The sequence below is a fragment of the Paenibacillus sp. ISL-20 genome, from assembly GCF_018613005.1.
Classification (GTDB): Bacteria; Bacillota; Bacilli; order Paenibacillales; family Paenibacillaceae; genus Paenibacillus_AQ.
Genome location: NZ_JAGGRD010000001.1, coordinates 1 through 19558, shown reverse-complemented (window position 1 = coordinate 19558; position 19558 = coordinate 1). Strand labels below are relative to the sequence as shown.

General features: G+C 48.4%; 19 protein-coding genes. 9 read left to right on the top strand and 10 right to left on the bottom strand.

The window, feature by feature from the left end; all coding sequences use genetic code 11:
* Nucleotides 1-151 precede the first annotated feature (151 nt).
* From J7E85_RS00095 to J7E85_RS00075, 5 genes are all read left to right on the top strand, one after another.
* The gene (locus tag J7E85_RS00095) at nt 152-1057 is read left to right on the top strand and encodes a decaprenyl-phosphate phosphoribosyltransferase (protein ID WP_215153825.1); all 906 of its coding nucleotides are present in this window, start codon (nt 152-154) and stop codon (nt 1055-1057) included.
* A gap of 28 nt (nt 1058-1085) precedes the next feature.
* On the top strand, nt 1086-1718 hold the full coding sequence (locus J7E85_RS00090) for an HAD family hydrolase (RefSeq protein ID WP_215153824.1): 633 nt from the start codon (nt 1086-1088) through the stop codon (nt 1716-1718).
* Nucleotides 1706-2047 carry an EamA family transporter gene (locus J7E85_RS00085; RefSeq protein ID WP_076322123.1) on the top strand — a complete coding sequence of 114 codons (342 nt, stop codon included), beginning with the start codon at nt 1706-1708 and terminating at the stop codon, nt 2045-2047. Before J7E85_RS00090 ends, J7E85_RS00085 begins: the two co-directional genes overlap by 13 nt.
* Nucleotides 2037-2357, top strand: a complete 321-nt coding sequence (locus tag J7E85_RS00080) for an EamA family transporter (protein WP_076322124.1) — start codon at nt 2037-2039, stop codon at nt 2355-2357. The genes J7E85_RS00085 and J7E85_RS00080 overlap by 11 nt, the downstream gene beginning before the upstream one ends.
* A 61-nt stretch (nt 2358-2418) precedes the next feature.
* Entirely contained in the window at nt 2419-3711 is a 1293-nt protein-coding gene (locus tag J7E85_RS00075) for a DUF6080 domain-containing protein (protein WP_215153823.1), read from the top strand.
* 97 nt (nt 3712-3808) lie between these two features.
* Here the strand turns inward: J7E85_RS00075 and J7E85_RS00070 are convergent, their stop codons facing one another.
* Complete coding sequence (locus tag J7E85_RS00070) at nt 3809-5554, bottom strand: ABC transporter ATP-binding protein (protein WP_285228770.1); 1746 nt, start codon at nt 5552-5554, stop codon at nt 3809-3811.
* Between the two features lie 133 nt (nt 5555-5687).
* Here J7E85_RS00070 and J7E85_RS00065 point away from each other — a divergent pair, with 133 nt between their 5' ends.
* The gene (locus tag J7E85_RS00065; RefSeq protein ID WP_215153822.1) at nt 5688-6200 is read left to right on the top strand and encodes an ADP-heptose synthase; all 513 of its coding nucleotides are present in this window, start codon (nt 5688-5690) and stop codon (nt 6198-6200) included.
* Between the two features lie 140 nt (nt 6201-6340).
* Here J7E85_RS00065 and J7E85_RS00060 read toward each other — a convergent pair whose 3' ends face one another.
* Nucleotides 6341-6790, bottom strand: coding sequence for an NUDIX domain-containing protein (locus J7E85_RS00060; protein ID WP_215153821.1), 450 nt, complete (start codon nt 6788-6790; stop codon nt 6341-6343).
* A gap of 46 nt (nt 6791-6836) precedes the next feature.
* On the bottom strand, nt 6837-7142 hold the full coding sequence (locus J7E85_RS00055; protein WP_215153820.1) for a HesB/YadR/YfhF family protein: 306 nt from the start codon (nt 7140-7142) through the stop codon (nt 6837-6839).
* 583 nt (nt 7143-7725) lie between these two features.
* Between J7E85_RS00055 and J7E85_RS00050 the strand changes: the two genes are divergently transcribed.
* Together J7E85_RS00050 and J7E85_RS00045 are read left to right on the top strand one after the other, a co-directional pair.
* On the top strand, nt 7726-9483 hold the full coding sequence (locus J7E85_RS00050) for an ABC transporter ATP-binding protein (protein ID WP_076322208.1): 1758 nt from the start codon (nt 7726-7728) through the stop codon (nt 9481-9483).
* Complete coding sequence (locus J7E85_RS00045) at nt 9484-11586, top strand: ABC transporter ATP-binding protein (RefSeq protein ID WP_215153818.1); 2103 nt, start codon at nt 9484-9486, stop codon at nt 11584-11586.
* A gap of 161 nt (nt 11587-11747) precedes the next feature.
* On the opposite strand, the gene J7E85_RS00040 is transcribed toward J7E85_RS00045, so the two are convergent.
* The 7 genes from J7E85_RS00040 to J7E85_RS00010 form a co-directional block, all read right to left on the bottom strand.
* Entirely contained in the window at nt 11748-12677 is a 930-nt protein-coding gene (locus J7E85_RS00040) for an S-layer homology domain-containing protein (protein ID WP_215153816.1), read from the bottom strand.
* Between the two features lie 67 nt (nt 12678-12744).
* Nucleotides 12745-13209, bottom strand: a complete 465-nt coding sequence (locus J7E85_RS00035) for a hypothetical protein (protein ID WP_076324908.1) — start codon at nt 13207-13209, stop codon at nt 12745-12747.
* A gap of 79 nt (nt 13210-13288) precedes the next feature.
* Complete coding sequence (locus J7E85_RS00030; protein WP_251035344.1) at nt 13289-14017, bottom strand: hypothetical protein; 729 nt, start codon at nt 14015-14017, stop codon at nt 13289-13291.
* Nucleotides 14017-14907 (bottom strand): ABC transporter ATP-binding protein, encoded by an 891-nt coding sequence (locus J7E85_RS00025; RefSeq protein WP_215153814.1) that lies wholly within the window; start codon nt 14905-14907, stop codon nt 14017-14019. The genes J7E85_RS00030 and J7E85_RS00025 overlap by 1 nt, the downstream gene beginning before the upstream one ends.
* Nucleotides 14908-15692: 785 nt before the next feature.
* On the bottom strand, nt 15693-16913 hold the full coding sequence (locus J7E85_RS00020) for an ROK family protein (protein WP_215153812.1): 1221 nt from the start codon (nt 16911-16913) through the stop codon (nt 15693-15695).
* A gap of 326 nt (nt 16914-17239) precedes the next feature.
* On the bottom strand, nt 17240-17578 hold the full coding sequence (locus tag J7E85_RS00015; protein ID WP_215153810.1) for a four-helix bundle copper-binding protein: 339 nt from the start codon (nt 17576-17578) through the stop codon (nt 17240-17242).
* A gap of 127 nt (nt 17579-17705) precedes the next feature.
* On the bottom strand, nt 17706-18758 hold the full coding sequence (locus J7E85_RS00010) for a CobW family GTP-binding protein (protein WP_215153808.1): 1053 nt from the start codon (nt 18756-18758) through the stop codon (nt 17706-17708).
* A 107-nt stretch (nt 18759-18865) separates the two neighbouring features.
* On the opposite strand from J7E85_RS00010, the gene J7E85_RS00005 reads away from it, so the two are divergent.
* Nucleotides 18866-19384: a MogA/MoaB family molybdenum cofactor biosynthesis protein gene (locus J7E85_RS00005; RefSeq protein ID WP_215153806.1), complete on the top strand. Its 519-nt coding sequence runs from the start codon at nt 18866-18868 to the stop codon at nt 19382-19384.
* Nucleotides 19385-19558: the final 174 nt, after the last annotated feature.

Here is a 19558-nt window from a genome sequence, read left to right as displayed (position 1 = left end):
CGTTTGGGGAGGTTTATTTGTTCTATATATAAGCCTTGTATCGGACGGCACATTACCATATATAGTCTATTTTATGGTATGATAGCTATCGTGTTTTAGCGCTTTTTTCCGTAATCCCTTATGAAATATGATGTATCAGGAGGTAACACACTTGTCTTCAACGAATACCGAATCGGCTGCTGCTCCCCTTAGGCAGCTTCCCATGCTGCTTTTCAGGCAGCTGAGGCCGAAGCAATGGACCAAAAACCTGCTCATATTTGCAGCCCCCCTCTTCTCATTTGAAGTGGTAAATCCCGGCGTGCTCTTCGACACCCTGATCGGTTTTTTCCTGTTATCCTTCGTATCCGGCTGCGTCTACATTGTGAACGATTATGCCGATCGCGAAGCGGATCGCAACCATCCGGTAAAAAAACACCGTCCCATGGCCTCGGGTGCGCTGCCGCCCAAGCTGGCTATTGCATTCGGCGCGCTGCTGCTAATAGCTTCGCTGGCCGTATCTTATTTCCTCAATCCGCTGTTTACCGTGTTATTGGTGCTCTATTTTGCCATGAACGTAGCCTACTCCTTCCGGCTGAAGCATGTTGTTATCATTGACATTATGATTATCGCGGCCGGGTTTGTGCTGCGCGCCATCGCAGGCGGATTGGTCATCCACGTCCCGTTCACACCATGGTTCCTTCTCTGTACGATGCTGCTATCGCTCTTCCTGGCGATTGGCAAGAGACGGCATGAGCTCCATCTGCTGCAGCATGACAAGGGCTCTCACCGCAAGGTGCTCGATCAATATTCGTTCGATCTGCTGGACCAGATGAGCAGCATTGTCACCACAGCAACCATCATCAGTTATTCGCTGTTTACCTTTACGTCAGGCAGAACCGTTCACCTCATGTGGACCATACCGCTTGTCATATATGGGATGTTCCGCTATCTTTATCTAATTCATATTGAGAAAAAAGGCGGGGCTCCGGACCGGGTGCTCCTGGAGGACACTCACATCCTGGTCACCGTGATCCTCTATGTCATCAGCGTTATCGGGATTTTAGTATACTTTGAATAATACAGAATCAGTAATTGAGGGAAATGATATGAATCAGAAATTCGCAATCTTTGACATCGACAAAACGGTCATCCATACAGACTCCATGTTTCAGTTTTTAAAATATGGTATACAAAAAAAACCGTCCACAGCACCCATCATTCTGAAAGTCGTGCTGCATTCCGTGCTGTACAAGCTCCGTCTTCTGGAAGCTGAGAAGGCAAAGAACGCTTATTTTCATGCGATGCGCCATATGGACGATGCCGACCTGAAGCATTTTTACGAAACGGAATTAAAACCTGCCATCTTCCCGGCTGCGCTGGAGGAAATGCAGCGAAAAAAAAGCGAGGGTTATCATGTGCTGCTTGTAACGGCGTCCCCCGACGCTTACATGAGATACTTTGCAGAGCTTCCTTGCGTCGACACCGTGATCGCTACGAAACTTTCCGTACGGGAAGGACGCTTTACCTCGATGATCGAAGGGAACAATTGTAAGGGAGAGGAAAAAGTGAACCGGATTCAGCAGTACTTGAACGAGCGGCAACTGACCATTGACTATGCAGCTTCCTGCGCTTACTCCGATTCCTTGTCTGACCTCCCGATGTTCGGGCTCGTCAAACACAAATATTTGATCAATCAGAAATCCGCTCAGGGATGCGAGGGATTAACATGGAACAGATAAAAGCGCAGAGCGCCCCGCGCCACCTGGGCAAGCTGTTCATGGTTCTATCGGCTTTTTTGACAGCTACCGGCCAGCTGTTCTGGAAATGGGGCCACGCCAACTTGATATACATGGGAATCGGTTTTATCTGCTACGGCCTCGGGGCCATTCTCATGATCAAATCGTTTTCACTGGAGAAGCTGTCCGTTGCCTATCCTCTGATGTGTATCAGCTATATTGTGGCTCTGTTTTATGGTGATTTTTTTCTGGATGAACCATTAACCCTGCAAAAACTGGCAGCCGTAGCCCTGCTTGGAATCGGGGTGACATTAACTTCCTATGAAAAATGACGGGTTCCTATACTTGCTCCTGCTCCTGATGACCTTACTGGGCTCGCTGGGCAGCGTATTCTTCAAAGGGTATACCGCAAACAAACAAATCAAGCTGCTGCTGATCGGTTTTCTTAGTTACGGATTGGGGGCCTTGTTAAACATATACCTTCTAGGAGAGCTTCCTTATACGCTGGTTATGCCGGCGAATGCACTTACGTTCCTGTGGGCGTTGTTGTTTGCCAAACTGGTATTCAAGGAAACCATCGGGATCCGAAAAATCGCCGGCGTCGCTTTTATTATTTCCGGATTGCTTCTGCTGATCTGGTAAAGCGAATGCCGCTTTGGCCTATTTTCAGTACATATAATAGAAAGATGGGGGAACTAAAAGCATGACTTTTTTCAGTTATTTATTTCGACATAAAAAAGATAATTACACGGCAATCGGCCTAAGCGTCTGTCTGGCCCTATGGTATGTGTTCATGAACCTTCCGTTCGTAGCCTACATCAAGGATCATGCAGCCGAGTTGATGCCTCATAGCCCATTCTATGGTGCGCCCTTTACACTGAATCTGTTTAACTTCGATCCTTCAATGGAATACGGACCGGAAAATATCTCAATCATCCATCCCTTCATTAATTTCCTGACGAGCCCGTTAACAACGATGATCGGGAGCTCCAACCTCCCCTATCTTCTGATTCAATCGGTCTTGAACGCCTTTAGCGCAGCGCTGGTCTATTACATCATCCGAAGAAGCGGAGCCAGCTGGTTGTTGTCTCTCGTCACGGCGGCTTTCTTCGGTATCAGCTCATATTCGCTGTTCACTACACTCATACCGGATTCCTACGCTTATGCGCAGTTCATGATCATCCTATCAGCCGCTTATTTGCACTATGGCCGGCTTACGAATCGATTTGCCGTCATGCCGAATGCCTCCCTGGCCCTGATTAATTTCGGCATCACGTCTACGAATGTGGCGACGTTCGCAGGAGCACTGCTGATCAGCCAGTTCGATAGAAAACAGAAGGGAACGTTTAAACGGTTTATCATGACAATGCTGGTTTTCCTGGGGATGGCGGTGATCGTAACTCTGCTTCAACACTTGCTGTTCTCAGGTAAATCGTGGATCGCCAACGTGTTTTCAAGCGTGCAGAACGGTGCGCTCAGCTATGTTTCTCCTTTTTCATTCGAGCACCATTCCCGAGTCTTCTACATGCTGTTTGTAAGTCCTATCCTGTCGCCTGAGCTTGCCATGATCGATCCGGGGATCGCTGCATTCGTGACGAATTTGGCCAAGCCGTATCCGATTCATGTCCATATCGTCGGTATCGGAGTACTGCTGCTTGCTGTTCTGTCCTTCATTAAGGGTATCCGCTCCCGCGATACCTGGGCATTTGCAATCTATATTCTGTTCGCGATTCTGCTGCACATCATCGTTGGGTTTGGTTTGGCTACGTATGCTTACGATCTGTACTTGTACGCAGGACATTATCTGTTTGCCCTGTTTGTGCTTGCAGCACTGTTTATTGCCAGAATGAAGAACCTCCGGATTCAACAAGCTCTGACCGGCATCATGGTACTGTTCCTGCTGATCACCTTGGTGAACAATATCGTATTGCACGGGCAGACGCTGGACTATATTCAGATGACCTATGACACGGTGTTCAAGAATATCGAGAAATAAGCCTTTAAACACATCAAAAGACCCGTCCTCTGAAGCATGGCCGAACACCATGCCTTAGAAGGACGGGTCTTTCGTTAATCACTGAAATAAGAGAATATTAATTGTCCAAATGCTGCACGTTGTATAGTCTGGCATAACTTCCATCGAGATTCATCAGCTCGCCGTGCGTGCCTTGCTCTGTAATTCTGCCATTCTCCAGCACAATGATTTGATCAGCATGCGTAATGGTGGAAAGGCGATGGGCCACGATCAATGTAGTGCGATTGTTGGACAAGGACTGCAGCGCCTGCTGTATCAGATGCTCGGACTCCAGGTCCAGCGCCGAAGTCGCCTCATCCAGCACCAGAATGTCCGGATCCTTGAGGAAGACTCTGGCGATGGCAAGTCTCTGCTTCTGCCCGCCCGAGAGCTTGACGCCACGTTCCCCCACTTCGGTCTCATAGCCTTGCGGCAGCTGGGTGATGAAATCATGCGCATTGGCGGCTTTGGCAGCGGCGACGATTCTCTCTTCATCCGCTTCCGGACTACCAAACAATATATTTTCACGAACGGATCCGCTAAACAGGAAGTTGTCCTGCAGTACCATCCCCACCGATCCGCGCAGGCTGTCCAGCGTCAAATCCCTGACATCGTGACCGTTAATCTTCACCGCGCCCTGCTGTACATCGTAAAATCTCGGAATCAATCCAATCAGGGATGATTTGCCGCCGCCGCTCATGCCGACGAAGGCAACCGTCTGCCCCTGCTTGATGGTCAGGTTAATATCTTGCAGCACCCAGCCCGCGGCATCATTGTACTTGAAGCATACGCGGTCAAACTCGATCTGTCCCGCTGTCTTAAGCGTTTTGGCATCCGGACGGTCCACGATGTCATATGGCTCGTCCATGAGTTCCTTGACCCGCTCCAGCGACGCTGAAGCCTGTGTCAACACCGTTGACGAGTTGATCAAGCGGCGAAGGGGTGCATACAGCCTGTCGAGATAGCCAAAGAAGGCAACAAACGTGCCCAATGTCAGATCTCCTTGGATCACCCGATATCCCCCGTATCCGATAACCAGAATAGGCGCAATATCGGTGAGTGTGTTGATAATGGAGAAGGTGAGCGCATTCCAGCGGGTCTGCGCCATCGCTTTTTTCAGAAAATTGCCGTTGATGCCTTCGAATTTCTTCTGATCATAACGCTCGAGGGTGAAACTCCGGATGACCGAGATCCCTTGAATCCGCTCATGCAGGTACGCTTGGATGCCGGCGAGAGCCTGCGACCGGTCCTTAGTCAAGCGCTTAAGCCGCTTATACAGCAAATTCACCGCTAACCCGTAGAGAGGAAGAATCGAGATGGCAACCAGCGTCAGAACGGGATTCATGAAGAACATGACGATTAATACAAACACCAATGTAAACATATCCAGCCAGATGTTCATCATACCGACTTCTACCAGGTTCTTGGATTGTTCTACATCATTGATAAAGCGCGATATCGCCTCGCCTACCTTGGTATTCTGATAGTAACGAAGGGATAACCGCTGCAGATGAGCATACAGCCGATTACGCATATCGAATAAAATACGACTGGTAATGAATTGGGCAAAATACTGCCGCAAGTATTCCACCGGACCACGCACAACGACAAACAGCACCAGGGTCCCGGCGAGAATCCACATTAGATCCTGGATTTTCTGTTCGATGGTCATCTGTTGGTTGATCAGCAGATCATCCACGACATATTTCATGATCATAGGCAGTAACAACGGGATTGCAAATTTGATCATGCCGATAATAAGGGTCAGGATGATCCACTTCATATATGGCTTAACGAACGGATAATAGATTTTCCATGATTTCAAAGGTGATAACAGCCCCTTTCTGAAGTAACATCCACGTGGTTGTCAGGCGAAGAGCAGTTGACATTTATGCACTTCAATGCTTTATTAGTTCTAAACTTATGAATTGTATCATGTCTTGCAGGAGGATTTAGTCATGACCAGAATTTTCGTGACGGAGGCCGTCATGCTGGCCATTTACGGTCAGCTGTTAGTACCAACTAAACCCGTCGAGTACATCATTCCGTACACTACCATTTTGGAATTATATGAGCTTCATACCACCGAGGAACATCTCATGAATAGCAGTGCTGATGACCAGCACGTCAAGATAAAGATCGGCGAATTGATTTCCTATTTTGAAGAGCCGCTGAACAAAAAGAAAATCGAGCGCGCCCTGCAGGTGCCCTGGTCCAAGAGCCCCACCATTCCCGTTAGTGAAACTACCCGGGTCTCGGTCATGAATACCATGGACACCGCACCCTATGGGGAATCCTTCGATCCTGTGGAAACCGAGCTGCTGCTGGCATCCCAAAGAGCCGCTGCTCCCATACTGACCGATCAATACGAATTGATTCAGCGTATCGTCGAAAGCGCTCTTCCCGTTCAGGTCTATGATATCGACGATTTTGATTTTGCATTAGAGGTCCCGCTGTCCGGGCAGCCATAATGATCCTATGTACACAGCTTCGCATGGCAAAAGGAGTCCCTCCCCCCGGTTTGAATGGGGCAGGAACTCCTCATGTTGACCGAAAAAAATTCCCCGTGCGGGGAATTTAAGGCGTACAAACTGCCACCACGAAACGAGCCTCAGCTGTTCTTTTTTATCTTGTCCAGCAAGCGAACCGTGATCGCATCCATAACGGGCAATGCTTGAAAATCAAAATATTTAAGAGATACTTCCGTATTAGGGGACAAATGAATGGCACTGTGCAGGCCGGTTGCCGCATACACACCTATCACATAATACACTTCATCTCCACCTATTTGCTTCTTCATATACTCCGGACCCGACACAAGGTCCAAGAGTCGCATATCATCCGCTGTCAGGCCGCTCTCCTCCCACAGCTCTCTGGACGCTGTGTCTTCAAGAGCTTCGCCGGGCTTCAGGTTTCCGAGTGGAAGTCCCCACTCGTCCTTGTTCTGCCGCTTCAGGAGCAGAAGCTCTCCGTTATCGTTCAGCACAAGCACCGCCGCTTTCACACGGACCACCGAGCGTTTGCCGATGTATTGGCGGATATCACGGTGATATACGCTCATCTTGGGAACCTCCTTTCCCTGGATGGCGCTGCAGTCTCACATCAGGTTAATTCACTGCGCCCTCTTCTACATAAATATACGAAATGTCATCCAAGGATTCCTCATACTTCACGCGTAGCGTATATCCCTCCAAATACCACAAATCCTGTTCTTCCATAAAAAATGTTACCTCTTCGGAATGCTCCGTCAATCCCGCTTCTCTTGGTTCTTCTACCGAAATACCGAGCGAAAATCCGGGATGGAGACCTCCGCCTGAGCTATATCGTGGAAAGAAGCGAACGAACGTGCCTGACTGAAGATCAAGTTCCTTCTTGTACCAACGTGCCGCCTGGTCGCTGACTTGAATTTGCATGTGTCGTACCCCCTCCTTAGACGTCATATTATGTTGACCCCTATCTTTTTGCAGACCGGAGATCTTAGGAACGGTATCTTATAAATAGTTGCAATATTATCATAACGCATACGCATGTTAGGATACAAATCATTTTGATAATAAAATAGTGACATAAGGTTCTACCCTACCTTCACTATCGAATATCTTACTATGATCCTGAAAAATAAGTTTGACACATTCCAGTTCATGATGATAAAATTCAGTCCATACGAGATCGATTTGAATAAATTGTAAATTACGAAGAAAGGGTGAGTGACATGTTTAAACTGTTTGCGATGGATCAAGTTCATCTGGATCATCATTTCCTACAATTAAATATGGATCGACTCCCCAATGGTGCTGTCTCATCATCATCAAGCCTCGTTCATTCGTTGCCTGAATGATCAGAACGAAGTAGCTAACCGTTGCACGGAAGTCATGATCGCCGTGCGAATGATAAGTTCAAAATTAATGAAGCATATCGTCCGTCGTCGGATGATGTGCTTTTTTTGGTTTTTAGGATGATATGATGCCGGAACGACCTACGAAAGGAAGGGATAATTTGTTTGCTGTACTTAAAAATTTAGGCTGGTTTTTCAAGCAAGAGAAAAAGCGTTACTTGATCGGCCTTGCGCTTCTCATCTTTTGCGGACTGGTTGAGCTGCTGCCGCCGCTTCTGCTCGGAAACGCCATTGACGATATCGTCAGCAGTTCCATAACGTGGGCGTCTCTCGTCCAATATCTGCTCATGATTCTCGGCATCGTTGCTGTCGTTTATTGTGCCACTTACATATGGATGCACCGTTTGTTCGGAGGGGCGAACCTCGTGGAACGTTTGCTCCGTACCCGGTACATGAACCATTTGCTGCGGATGCTTCCGCCGTTTTTCGAGCGTAACCGCACAGGAGATCTCATGGCAAAAGCTACGAATGACCTTCGCTCCGTGGCAGCAACTGCTGGCTTCGGGATGCTCGTCATGACCGACTCCACCATATACTTGATCGTCGTTCTGTTCGCCATGGGCTTCATTGTCAGCTGGAAGCTTACATTGGCAGCCATTCTGCCCATGCCGATCATAGCCATTGGTATGGTCATCTACGGGAGAGCCATCCATAAACGCTACACGCTGGCGCAGGATGCCTTCGGTGACATGAACGACCAGGTTCTGGAGTCCGTAGCTGGTGTGCGTGTCGTCCGCGCTTATGTACAGGAACGCGCCGATCAGCAGCGCTTCCAGGACATTACGGATGATGTATATCGTAAAAACCTGGCGGTAGCCAAAGTGGACGCCTTATTCGAACCAACCATCAATTTCTCCATCGGTCTCAGTTACGTCATCGGTTTAGCCTACGGTGTGTATCTGGTGTTCCAGAATCAAATCACGCTCGGAGATCTCGTATCGTTCAACATGTACCTCGGGATGATGATTTGGCCGATGTTTGCCATCGGGGAATTGATCAACATTATGCAGCGCGGAAACGCTTCCCTGGATCGGGTCAACGAAACCTTAAAGACCCCGCCAGATGTTACCGACGCCGCGAACCCTGCAGATGTGGAGGTTCCGGATACGATTCAATTTAAAGATGTCACGTTCCGTTACCCAACCTCTACAATTGATAATTTGAAACATATTAATTTTACGCTGCAAAAAGGCCAGACGCTCGGCGTCGTAGGACGCACGGGCAGCGGCAAATCGACGCTGCTGAAGCAGCTTCTCCATGAGTACCCTACCGGAACCGGCGAAATCCTCATTTCCGATATACCAATGGAGATGCTGGCGACTGACCGGCTCCATGGCTGGATTGGGTATGTGCCGCAGGAGCAGATTTTGTTCTCCAAGACGGTGCGTCAGAACATCCAATTCGGCAAAAAGGATGCCAGCGACGAATTGATCATGGAGGCCATTACGACCGCTGCGTTTGACCGCGATCTGGTCACCCTGTCCGATGGGCTTGATACCCTTGTAGGCGAAAAAGGTGTGGCGTTGTCCGGTGGGCAAAAACAAAGGGTCTCACTGGCCCGAGCTTTTATCGGCGACCCTGAAATCTTAATATTGGACGACTCCTTGTCCGCTGTAGACGCCCGGACGGAAGCCAGAATCATCGATAATATCCGGAGCAAACGTGCCGGCAAGACGACCCTGATCTCCACGCATCGACTCTCAGCCGTTCAGCATGCCGATGTCATCGTGGTGCTGGAGGATGGTCGAATCACGGAGCAAGGAACCCATGATGAACTGCTGGAGCTCGGTGGCTGGTACCGTGAGCAATTCGAACGCCAGCAGGTAGAAAACAATCTGACCTCGGAGGAGGTGTCTTAATTGACTCCAACCGATACGACCATATCGAATGAATCCGGCATTGCCAAACGACTGTTCCGTTATGCCTTAACAGCCAAGGGCACCTTCATCGCCGCCTTGATTCTGCTGGCCATCGGCGTTGCCGCAGAGCTTGCAGGTCCCTTCATCGCAAAAACGATGATTGACGAGCATATCCTGGGCATCGAACGGCCTTATTATGAGACGACGCAGGCTCAAGATGCCGCATCCTATAACGGGACTTATTATAAACGCGAGGATCGCTTTCTTGAAGGCGAGACGCGAGGACATGAAGTACGTCTCGTTCAGGCTGGCCGCAGCTTTTACTTCATTAACGAGCCGGTAGCCCGAACCGAAGGAAACCGCTCCTTTCAGGACGGTGTCATGACAATTTCCTACGCCTCGAAGGAGATGCAGTATCCGGCTGTTAAATTGACCAAGGAACAGCTGTTTGAATTTTATAAACCCGAACTTCCCAACATATATAAGCTGGTCGGCCTGTTCCTGATCTGCCTGTTGATCTCCATGATTACGGTATTCGGCAGAACCTACTGGCTGCAATCGGCAGCTAATCGGGTCATTCAGAAGCTGCGCACCGATGTGTACGCCCACATTCAGCGGCTGCCCGTCAATTTCTTTGATGATTTACCGGCGGGCAAAGTTGTTTCCCGGGTAACCAATGATACCGAAGCGGTAAAGGACCTGTTCGTTGCGGTATTATCCAACTTCAGCTCCGGCGCCGTGTATATCACGGGTGTCTACGTCGCTTTGTTCCTTCTGGATGTACGACTGGGCTTGATCAGTTTGTTTGTTATTCCAATGTTGATTGTATGGACCATTCTGTACCGTAAATTTGCAACCAAATACAATACCGTCATCCGCTCCCGTCTGAGCGAGATCAATGCCATCATTAATGAATCCATTCAAGGTATGGCCATCATTCGTGTATTCCGCCGCCAAAAAGCGACCCAGGACGAGTTCGAGGCGCTGAATGCGGATTATATGGCTCATCAGAACAAAATGCTCAATCTGAACTCCTTCACCACGCACAATCTGGTGAATGTTCTGCGTAACGTTTCCTTTGTAGTCGTACTCTGGTATTTCGGTTCTGCTTCATTAAATGGTGCCGGCATCGTCTCGATCGGCGTCCTCTACGCCTTCGTTGATCTGCTTGGCCGCATGTTCCAGCCGATAACGGGCATGGTTAACCAGCTGGCAGCGCTCGATACCTCCATCGTCTCCGCCAAACGGGTGTTTGAGCTGATGGATGAAACAGGCGAGAAAGTAACGGATGGCAGCATGCCGCGGTATTTAGGAAATGTAGAATTTCAGAACGTGTCGTTTGCGTACAAGAAGGACTATGTCCTTAAGAACATTTCATTTGAAGCGAAGCAGGGCCAAACCGTGGCGCTTGTAGGTCATACCGGCTCCGGCAAGAGCTCCATCATCAATCTGCTGTTCCGCTTCTATGACCCTCAGAAAGGCACCATTACCATTGATGGCCAGCCCGTTACCGATATTCCAAAGCAATGGCTCCGCAAGCATATGGGAATTGTACTGCAAGACCCGTACCTGTTCACAGGCACCATTGCTTCGAATGTCAGCCTGGGTGATCCGAGCATTACACGGGAACAGGTGGAGCAGGCGCTGCGCGACGTAGGGGCCGACCGGCTGCTCGCTCATCTTCCGCAAGGCTTCGATGAGCCAGTACTAGAGAAAGGCAGCACACTCTCCGCCGGACAACGCCAGTTAATCTCCTTTGCCCGGGCTCTTGCGTTCAATCCGGCCATACTGATTCTCGATGAAGCCACCGCTAACATTGATACGGAGACGGAAGCCTTAATCCAGGAAGCCCTGGAGATACTGAAGCGAGGGCGCACGACCTTTATCATCGCCCACCGCTTATCCACGATCCGCAGTGCCGATCAGATTCTGGTCCTTCACCGCGGCGAAATTGTGGAACAGGGTTCCCATGACGAGCTGATGGCCCTGGGCGGAAGATACTTTAAAATGTATCAACTCCAGCAAGGCAGTACGGCTCCGATTGCAGAGAGTAAGGAGACGGTACTTGCCTCCAACAGTAAAATGGCTGGTGGTCATGTATAAAGCAAGTTAGTAGAAGTTTTTCTTGCGATATCAGGAAGACCCATGCTTCGAAGACTATACCTACAGATATCTAATAAAGAAGGCTGTCCCCTGTCGAATGTTACATTCGCTTGGGAACAGCCTTCTTTATTGCATTGTATGCTGGCGGTACATTACAAGAATTACTTTGCCAGATGATCAAGAGTAGCTTCAGCTTTGACCGTGATTTTGGTGTACTTGGAAGGCACGAGCACGTTATCTGAAGATTTGGAGATGACTTGCGGGTACATTTTGTCCGGATCGGGTTGAAGAACTTTGTAGTAGATCACGGCTTCGGTATCGCTAACATAGTCGACCGACGTAATTTTAATGCCGTACCCCGGATTCGGTAGGTCTTCCTTGGTTACCGTGACTTTATTCTGCGCATCATCCACCTTAACGACGCTTGTACTTACATCCGGTTCAGATTGTCCCGGTTTCTCGGGTATCATGTTCTTCTGATGCTCCTCAATAAATTGAATGGAATTGTACGCAAGCTCTGCCGCTTCAATACGAGTTAAACTCTTGGCAGGATGGAACTTGGCGTTGGCGTCGAGCTCAGCGATCTTGGTTAACAGCAGGAACTGCACCGCTCCCCGGCTCTCCTCTTTCATCAAATCCTCGTCAGCCACATGCAGATACATCATGACCACGGGATAATTCCCGGTCTTCTGAATCGCTTCCGAGAGCAATGTCGCGAACCCTTCTCGGGTTATCGGTTCATTCCATTTCATGTCTGCGGATACGGACAATCCGTTCTGAGCCGCTATATTCACAGCATCCGCAAACCAGGCATCCTTCGGCACACTGTCAAACGAACGGCCCGTATAGTTCGGTTGTACCTTCAGGTCGGCGACATTCACAATCATCTGCACCGCTTGGGCGGTCGTTATTGTTTTGGCCGGAGCGAATTTATCGGCACTAATCCCTTGGATAATTCCTTTCGCTTGCAGCTCCTTCACCATTTGTAGTGGCTGCTCCTCTTGAATATCGTTGAAAGCAGAGGCGGCGCCGGCACCGAGCAATGACGAAGTGACAAGCATTGCAGTTAACAATTTCGTAGTTTTTTTCATAATTACACCTCCTAATCTATCTGACGCAGAGGTGCTGGAATATGTTTCATCTCAGCCCTAATTTCTTTTATACGCTTTTTTCGCTGTCTAGGCCAAGCTTCACATACATTTCGCGAGAATAGCCCTGCAGCTTTTGCTCTAACGCTTGAGCCTGGTCCTTAAATGCGGTCAGCTCCCGAATCATTCGGGAACGGCCAGCCGGACTGAACGTCTCATGAATCCGTTCTTTGAAATAATCATGAACGATGTAGTTACGCTGCTTCCAGACTTCTTTTAATTGAAGTGTTTCTTCTTCGGAGAATGGAAAGTAATGCTGGATCTCGTGTACCAGTTGGCCCAGAGAGCTGCTTAATTTCCGATGATATAGTTGGGTGAAATCTTCTTCTGAAGGCACATTCCCTTGGGAAAGCTTGATCAGCATCAACAGATTCGCGAGTTGCTGCTCAAGCGCCTGTGAATAATACACCGCTAATCCGAAATAGGCAAACAGCTCTTTGGAGTGGTCACTATCCATCAGTCGAGATTGTTTCATGGTATCCTCCTCTAGTATTGGCTGTCTTTACCGTTTCTATTTGTGTATATCCCTATGGTAAAGGAAGATTCCTCCTACTTCAACCTACTTTTCGGATTATGGTTGCCGCATCCTTACGACAGGCCGTCCATAGATAAACCGCCAGCAAAATAAAGCTGTATATGAACGTGTACGCAATCGTCATGAATAACACGAACTGGGAACGCTCGTCAGCATGAATGAACATGTCAATCATAACAGAGACAGGTGGCAGAACATAAGGAATCAATCTCAAATCAGCAAGACCATCCTGAACGATAGATTGCCCGGCTAAGGAAATAACGATAACGATTAACAGCCATCCTGCCGCTCTTCCCTGATTCTCCATAAAGCCAAACTGAAAAAATACGGACAGAGAAATCCCAAGCAAGGACAATGCCACATGTCCCAGATAACCCAATGCAAACTGGGATAATGTAATCGGCTTATCAAACATTCCAAATACGATTGGATAAAGGACGGCAAATAAACTGAACAGGATAGATAGAAGCGTTACGGTTACATATTGGGCGGCATAATATCGTATGGCCTTCCCGCTGTGAACGATCAGGAGCATCGTTTGACGCCCTTGATCATGATTGAGAAAGTTCAAACCTAGCCAAGCTGAGCCAACAAACAGAAATGCAGCCGTTACGGCATAACTGTCCATGATCGGATTGGGCCGGTAGGAGTATATAAACACCACCGATATCAACATGAAGGCAATCGGAGCGAAATATCGATAGGATCTCGTGTAACTAGCAAGCATGTAACGAATCAATGACCACATTATGCTCCCTCCCCTTCATTTGATTGACCAGAGGTTGGGTACACTTGCTTTGCCATCTCTCCGCTCCAGGGTTCCAGCCGTATCAGCGAACCACCTGACTGTAAAATATCCAGCAGCATATTATCCGCGACTTGCCGCGACACGACCATCGATGTAGGGTTACCTCTCGAAATCCAATAGTGAAACCCTGAACGGCGTTCCAGTTCCAGCATTTTGTCCTGAGAAACACGCGTGAATTCCAGCTTCATCCGTCCCATCTCCGAACCGGCTTCCAGCGTTCCGTCCCGTTCGATCCGCCCCTGGCGGAGCTGCGTTACCCGGTCGGCCAGCGAAGCAATAAGCAGCGGCTCGTGAACGGACATCACAATGGCTGTCCCTTGTCTTTTGATTTCACTTAGAATGCCAATCATCTCCATTTGAGAAGCCTCGTCCAGTCCCGACAGAGGCTCATCCAGAACCAATAGATCGGGCTGACGAAGCAGGGCCTGCATGATGTTGACTTTTTGCAGCATCCCCTTGGAGCATAGGGTCATCTTCATGTCCTGCAGCTGAAACACATTCAGCATCGCACCAATTCGGTTCTCGGCTTCTTGCTTGTTCATACCCTGAATGGCGGCCATATGGCGCAAGTATTCAGAAGGACGAAATCGAAGCGCAGGGAATCGCTCCGGAACATATCCGACGCGAAGGGAGGTTTCATACTCGACCCGGGACCCTCCCGATGGATTAGCAAGTCCGGCTATTACATGCAGTAGGGTGCTCTTTCCCGCGCCGTTGCTTCCTGTAATAGCAACGCACTCGGCTCGGGAAATACCCCAGGTAATGTTATGTAAGACGACAAATTTGCCGAAACGCTTGTGTACCCCATTCAATTCCAGCAGCTCTTGCAAACATTTCAACTCCTGTTCACTTAATCTGGTGTTATTTGTATTGTAGAGCTATTTTACCTGAAAGCACAACACTTCAAGCTCCGTGAACAGAGGTACCGTTATCTCACATGACATGAAAATCCAGCGTTTATTCCGGCCACGAGGCCATTATCAAAAAGCATCGGAGGTAACGGGCAGGAAGATAAAATAAACAAAGGCGGCCTAATGGCCGCCTTGTTAATCATTCTTTCTTAACGTTCAACTTGGTCATAACCCTTTTCTGATTGACCCAATCCATTTACGTCGCTAATTATTTTTCTTATTCTTCAGATCATCGATATTCTGATCGCCTTCATCCTTGATATCGTCATAAACCTGATTTCCACTTTTCGAAACAGCGTCATATAAGGACCCGGATCTCCTGTGTCTTTCCAAAATCATACACTACAATCAAGTAATTAACACCTAATAATGGATAATCAAATAAATATTAGACTTTCTTCCCATAACCATTGGACCATGAAGAGGACCCACCAGCACTTACCTTGATCCTTTGTAAATAAATGCCGATAGTCCGGTACTGTCCGTGATGCCTCGACTTTGGTAAGGATGAGTATACTTCGGCAGCAAAAATAGATTAAAAAAGCAAAAACAGCCCGTTTATCGTTGGATAAACGGGCTGTTTTTGCTCCCCTGCTATACTACGGATTTGCCTTGCCAAAATCAATACTTAAGCATAGCCAAGAACGTCAGGAATTTATTAAACCTTATTTAATATTTATGAAGGTGAAGAAGTCCTTTTCCCTCTAATCGCTCATTTCATTCAGATATTGTTCAAATACAATCGTCCCTGCACCAATGATGCCCGCATGTTCTCCAAGCTCTGAGGGCTGCAGCACCATCTGATTCTGGAACCTGGACGAGCTTCTGTTAAAGGATGTTTCATTAACATGATTGTAGAAATCAGGGTAACGATTAGCCAGTACTCCGCCAAGGATGATGGTCTCCGGTGTAAGCAGATTTATCATATTGGCCAGGGATATACCGACATAACGTGCCGATTCGTGCAGGATATTGGCAGCCAATGGATCTCCAGCCAACCCGGCATTGATTACATCAACAACATCCAGACCATGATGTTCGTCATTAACATAAGAACGAAGAGAGCTTGCAGCCCCACGCCCTAACTCCTCACCCACTTTGCGGACGATCGCAATCCCCGACGCCATCGCTTCAAGGCAGCCGTCATTACCGCAATTGCAGCGCGGACCGTCGATATCGATCGTACAGTGCCCAATCTCACCGGCTCCAAAGGGATAACCCTGATAAATTCTCTGGTTGAAGATCAGTCCGCTCCCGATCCCAATATCGGCTTCCACATACACCAGATTGTTGAAATGTCGGCCGTTTCCATACCATAATTCACCGAGTGCCATTACATTAGCGTCCTTCTCAACATGGGTTGGAAGCTCCGTATTCTCCTCGATCAGTCCCTTTAACCGTACTTGATGCAGACCGGGTAAGTTGGGCGGAGACAGAATTTTGCCTTGAATCGGATCAAGCGGTCCGGGAGCTCCTACGCCGATGCCGATAATTTCGGATTCCAGGCCTGACATGTCCAGTACAGCTTGTATCGTCGATATAATAATGTTCACAACGCTGCCGCGATTGGTGTTATCTTCAAAGGAACAACGCTTCTCCATTATCGCTTTTCCCTGCAAATTAATGACGGCCGCCCTTACGGAGGATGCGCTGATATGGACTCCGACCGTGTAAATATCGCCGGGATTCAAGGATATGAGCTTGGGCTTCCTGCCACGGCTGGAATCATCATAATATCCGGCTTCAATGATCAATCGATCCTTCATCAGCTCTTCCACCAGATTATTAACGGCAGTAAACGTTAAATTCATCTTGGCCGAAATTTCTGCTTTCGTTAAACTGCCGTAGTCGCGTAGCAGCGCGATAATGCCGATACGATTCAGGTTCCGGACATGCCGATTGTTCTTACCAACTGAACTATTCATATTACAACCTCATTCTTTTACCTATAATTGAACTTGCCTTCTCACACATTTATCATAGGGGAAAATTCGGAGTTAGTAAAATGCCTCCAGGTGCTCTCACAGAGAAAAGGTCTTTGGAGTCTGGCCACTGAATTTTATGTACGTCGACCCCAAACCCGGCCAAAGCCGGGCCAACAGAGAGGCTTGGAATCCAGCCAAAATTGCCGTTTTCCACGTTGAAGCGGATCAGCACACCGGAGCTGAAGATACTAGACTCACAATTAAAAGCCTGATCCCCCGCTTCGGAAATCAGGCTTTGTTATATCGTACGATAGAGACTGGTTAACTTACATGTGCTGAAGCATTTCGCGGCATGCTTCAGCACATTTCCGGCACGCCTCGGCACATAGTTTGCAGTGCTCGTGATCATGCTTCCCGCATTCTTCCGCACAAGCCAGGCATGCCTTGATGCACAGCTCGCAAATTTCCTTAACGTAAGGGCTTTTCCGTGACATGGCTTGAGCCGCAAACGCGCATATATCGGCACACTCTCTGTCGAGTGTTATACAATCGCGAAGCATAGCCAGTTCGTATTCTTTCAGACAGGATACATAGCATACATTGCAAGCGTTCATACATTGGAGACATGCTTCAATACATTCTTTATATTTGAGTTCATTTAACATTGGGTAGATCCTCCTTGTAGTTATTACGCTATGCCTTTGTATTAAACTTTGAACTGCCCTCTGAATCAAACATGGCCAGAAAGACCCCAGTACAATTGCCCAAAAAATGATCAGGCAAGTCTGTGACTTATGCCCGACTTATCTTCCCTTCCAGCATTTCAAGCTGCTCTTGCAGCAGCGACTTCTGGAAGTGCTCCCCGATAAATACCACCACATCCGGTACTTGACCCTGGGGTGTAATTTTCATAAAGTCGGATTCCCGGAAGGCGTACTGAAACAAGAATCGGCTGTTGGTATCATTGAAGGTAAGGATGCCTTTAGCCCGGTACACATCCCTTGGCAGCCCAGCTATGAATCGCTCGAATTCTACACTGTTTACCGCATGGCTGAAATAGTAGGTGTAGGACATCACATGATCATGAGAATCGTGAGCATGACCATGGTCATGGCTGTCGGCATAGTCATGGTTGTGCACATGGTCATGACTGTTGGCGTGCTCTTGCTTGTCTGTATGTTCATGCACATCCCTGTCCTCTCGACCATGTACATGCGAATGCTCATTCTGTCCATGTGGACCGCTCCGCAGCAGATCTTCAAGATTCAAGTCGCAGCGTACCGCAGGGATAATCGGAGCATACGGATTCCAGCGCTCAACCAGCTGCTGAATCATCTCCTTGTCCTGATCGTTCACCAGGTCCATCTTATTGAGGACGAGTGCTGAGGCGGCGCGAATCTGCTCTTGCATCAAACGATAGGTCTTCCCCTTCTGCTCTATGTTCAAATGCAGCAGATGCGCGGCATCCACGACGGTGATCAGTTTTATCACATCGATTCTCATGTATAAAGAAGCTTCCGCCGCTGCGTCCAGGATTTCCATCGGATTCGCGATCCCCGTCGCTTCAATGACGATGACATCCGGCTGTTCCCGCTGGATCAGCATCGCGATTTCAGATGATAAATCGGATCTAATGGTACAACAAATACAGCCACTTAGCATTTCTGCCGTTGGTACCTCTTCACAGGCGACAAGCCCTTCAATGTTGACCTCGCCGATCTCGTTCATGACAATGGCTGGCCGCAAGCCCTGCTGCTTGAAGCAGGTAATGAGACGGCTAAGCAATGTTGTTTTTCCACTGCCAAGAAAACCTGATAAAATATAAATGGGTGTTACATGCTCCACGTTCCATACTCCTTTGCGTGCATCATGATTATGCTAGCGAGTGTACTACATTTCATCCGACTACTGCAAGCTCACCACCATTAACTACTACAGGAGATGTCATTTCTATGAATTCAACGCAAGAGCATAAACAGCAATCTCCCGCTTCCGTGAACTGTAAGGTGATTACCGTCTCGGACACGCGGACCAAGGACACGGACAAGAGCGGTAAACTGATGACCGGCTTGCTTGAAGAAGCCGGACATGTCGTTGTATCTTACAGCATTGTCCAAGACGACTATGAAATAATCCGTGAAACGATCTATTCCGCGGTCAGCAATTCGGAGATTGATGTCGTCCTATTAACCGGCGGTACAGGCATATCGAGCCGGGATACCACCTATGAAGCCGTATCTTCACTGCTTGATAAGGAACTCCCCGGATTCGGCGAGATCTTCCGCTTCCTAAGCTTTACCGAGGATATTGGGTCTGCGGCCATTTTGAGCCGTGCGATCGGCGGCACTTTAAGCCACACGGCCGTCTTCTCGATGCCAGGTTCGACCGGAGCCGTCAAGCTTGCGATGAACCGGATTCTATTGCCTGAGCTGCGGCACATCAAATATGAGCTGGATAAACACAAATCATAATAACAGCGAATTTAACATGCTAAAGAGGGTGTCCCAAAAGATCTTATTTCTGGCGGGATGCCCCCCTTTTTCTGTTAGGAGACGCTCCGTGTACGAATCGTTCCTCCCATCGCTGTTGCCCCCAAATTTCTTGGAACGGTTCTAAGCAAGGATGAAATTCGGGGACAAAGCATT

What these genes read in the sequence shown, in the direction of transcription:
- J7E85_RS00080 (WP_076322124.1), top strand. Translation starts at nt 2,037, where the DNA reads ATGAAAAATGACGGGTTCCTATACTTGCTCCTGCTCCTGATGACCTTA.
- J7E85_RS00005 (WP_215153806.1), top strand. Translation starts at nt 18,866, where the DNA reads ATGAATTCAACGCAAGAGCATAAACAGCAATCTCCCGCTTCCGTGAAC.
- J7E85_RS00060 (WP_215153821.1), bottom strand. Translation starts at nt 6,790, where the DNA reads ATGAGCGTATATCACCGTGATATCCGCCAATACATCGGCAAACGCTCG.
- J7E85_RS00035 (WP_076324908.1), bottom strand. Translation starts at nt 13,209, where the DNA reads ATGAAACAATCTCGACTGATGGATAGTGACCACTCCAAAGAGCTGTTT.
- J7E85_RS00040 (WP_215153816.1), bottom strand. Translation starts at nt 12,677, where the DNA reads ATGAAAAAAACTACGAAATTGTTAACTGCAATGCTTGTCACTTCGTCA.
- J7E85_RS00090 (WP_215153824.1), top strand. Translation starts at nt 1,086, where the DNA reads ATGAATCAGAAATTCGCAATCTTTGACATCGACAAAACGGTCATCCAT.
- J7E85_RS00085 (WP_076322123.1), top strand. Translation starts at nt 1,706, where the DNA reads ATGGAACAGATAAAAGCGCAGAGCGCCCCGCGCCACCTGGGCAAGCTG.
- J7E85_RS00020 (WP_215153812.1), bottom strand. Translation starts at nt 16,913, where the DNA reads ATGAATAGTTCAGTTGGTAAGAACAATCGGCATGTCCGGAACCTGAAT.
- J7E85_RS00015 (WP_215153810.1), bottom strand. Translation starts at nt 17,578, where the DNA reads ATGTTAAATGAACTCAAATATAAAGAATGTATTGAAGCATGTCTCCAA.
- J7E85_RS00065 (WP_215153822.1), top strand. Translation starts at nt 5,688, where the DNA reads ATGACCAGAATTTTCGTGACGGAGGCCGTCATGCTGGCCATTTACGGT.
- J7E85_RS00055 (WP_215153820.1), bottom strand. Translation starts at nt 7,142, where the DNA reads ATGCAAATTCAAGTCAGCGACCAGGCGGCACGTTGGTACAAGAAGGAA.
- J7E85_RS00075 (WP_215153823.1), top strand. Translation starts at nt 2,419, where the DNA reads ATGACTTTTTTCAGTTATTTATTTCGACATAAAAAAGATAATTACACG.
- J7E85_RS00030 (WP_251035344.1), bottom strand. Translation starts at nt 14,017, where the DNA reads ATGTGGTCATTGATTCGTTACATGCTTGCTAGTTACACGAGATCCTAT.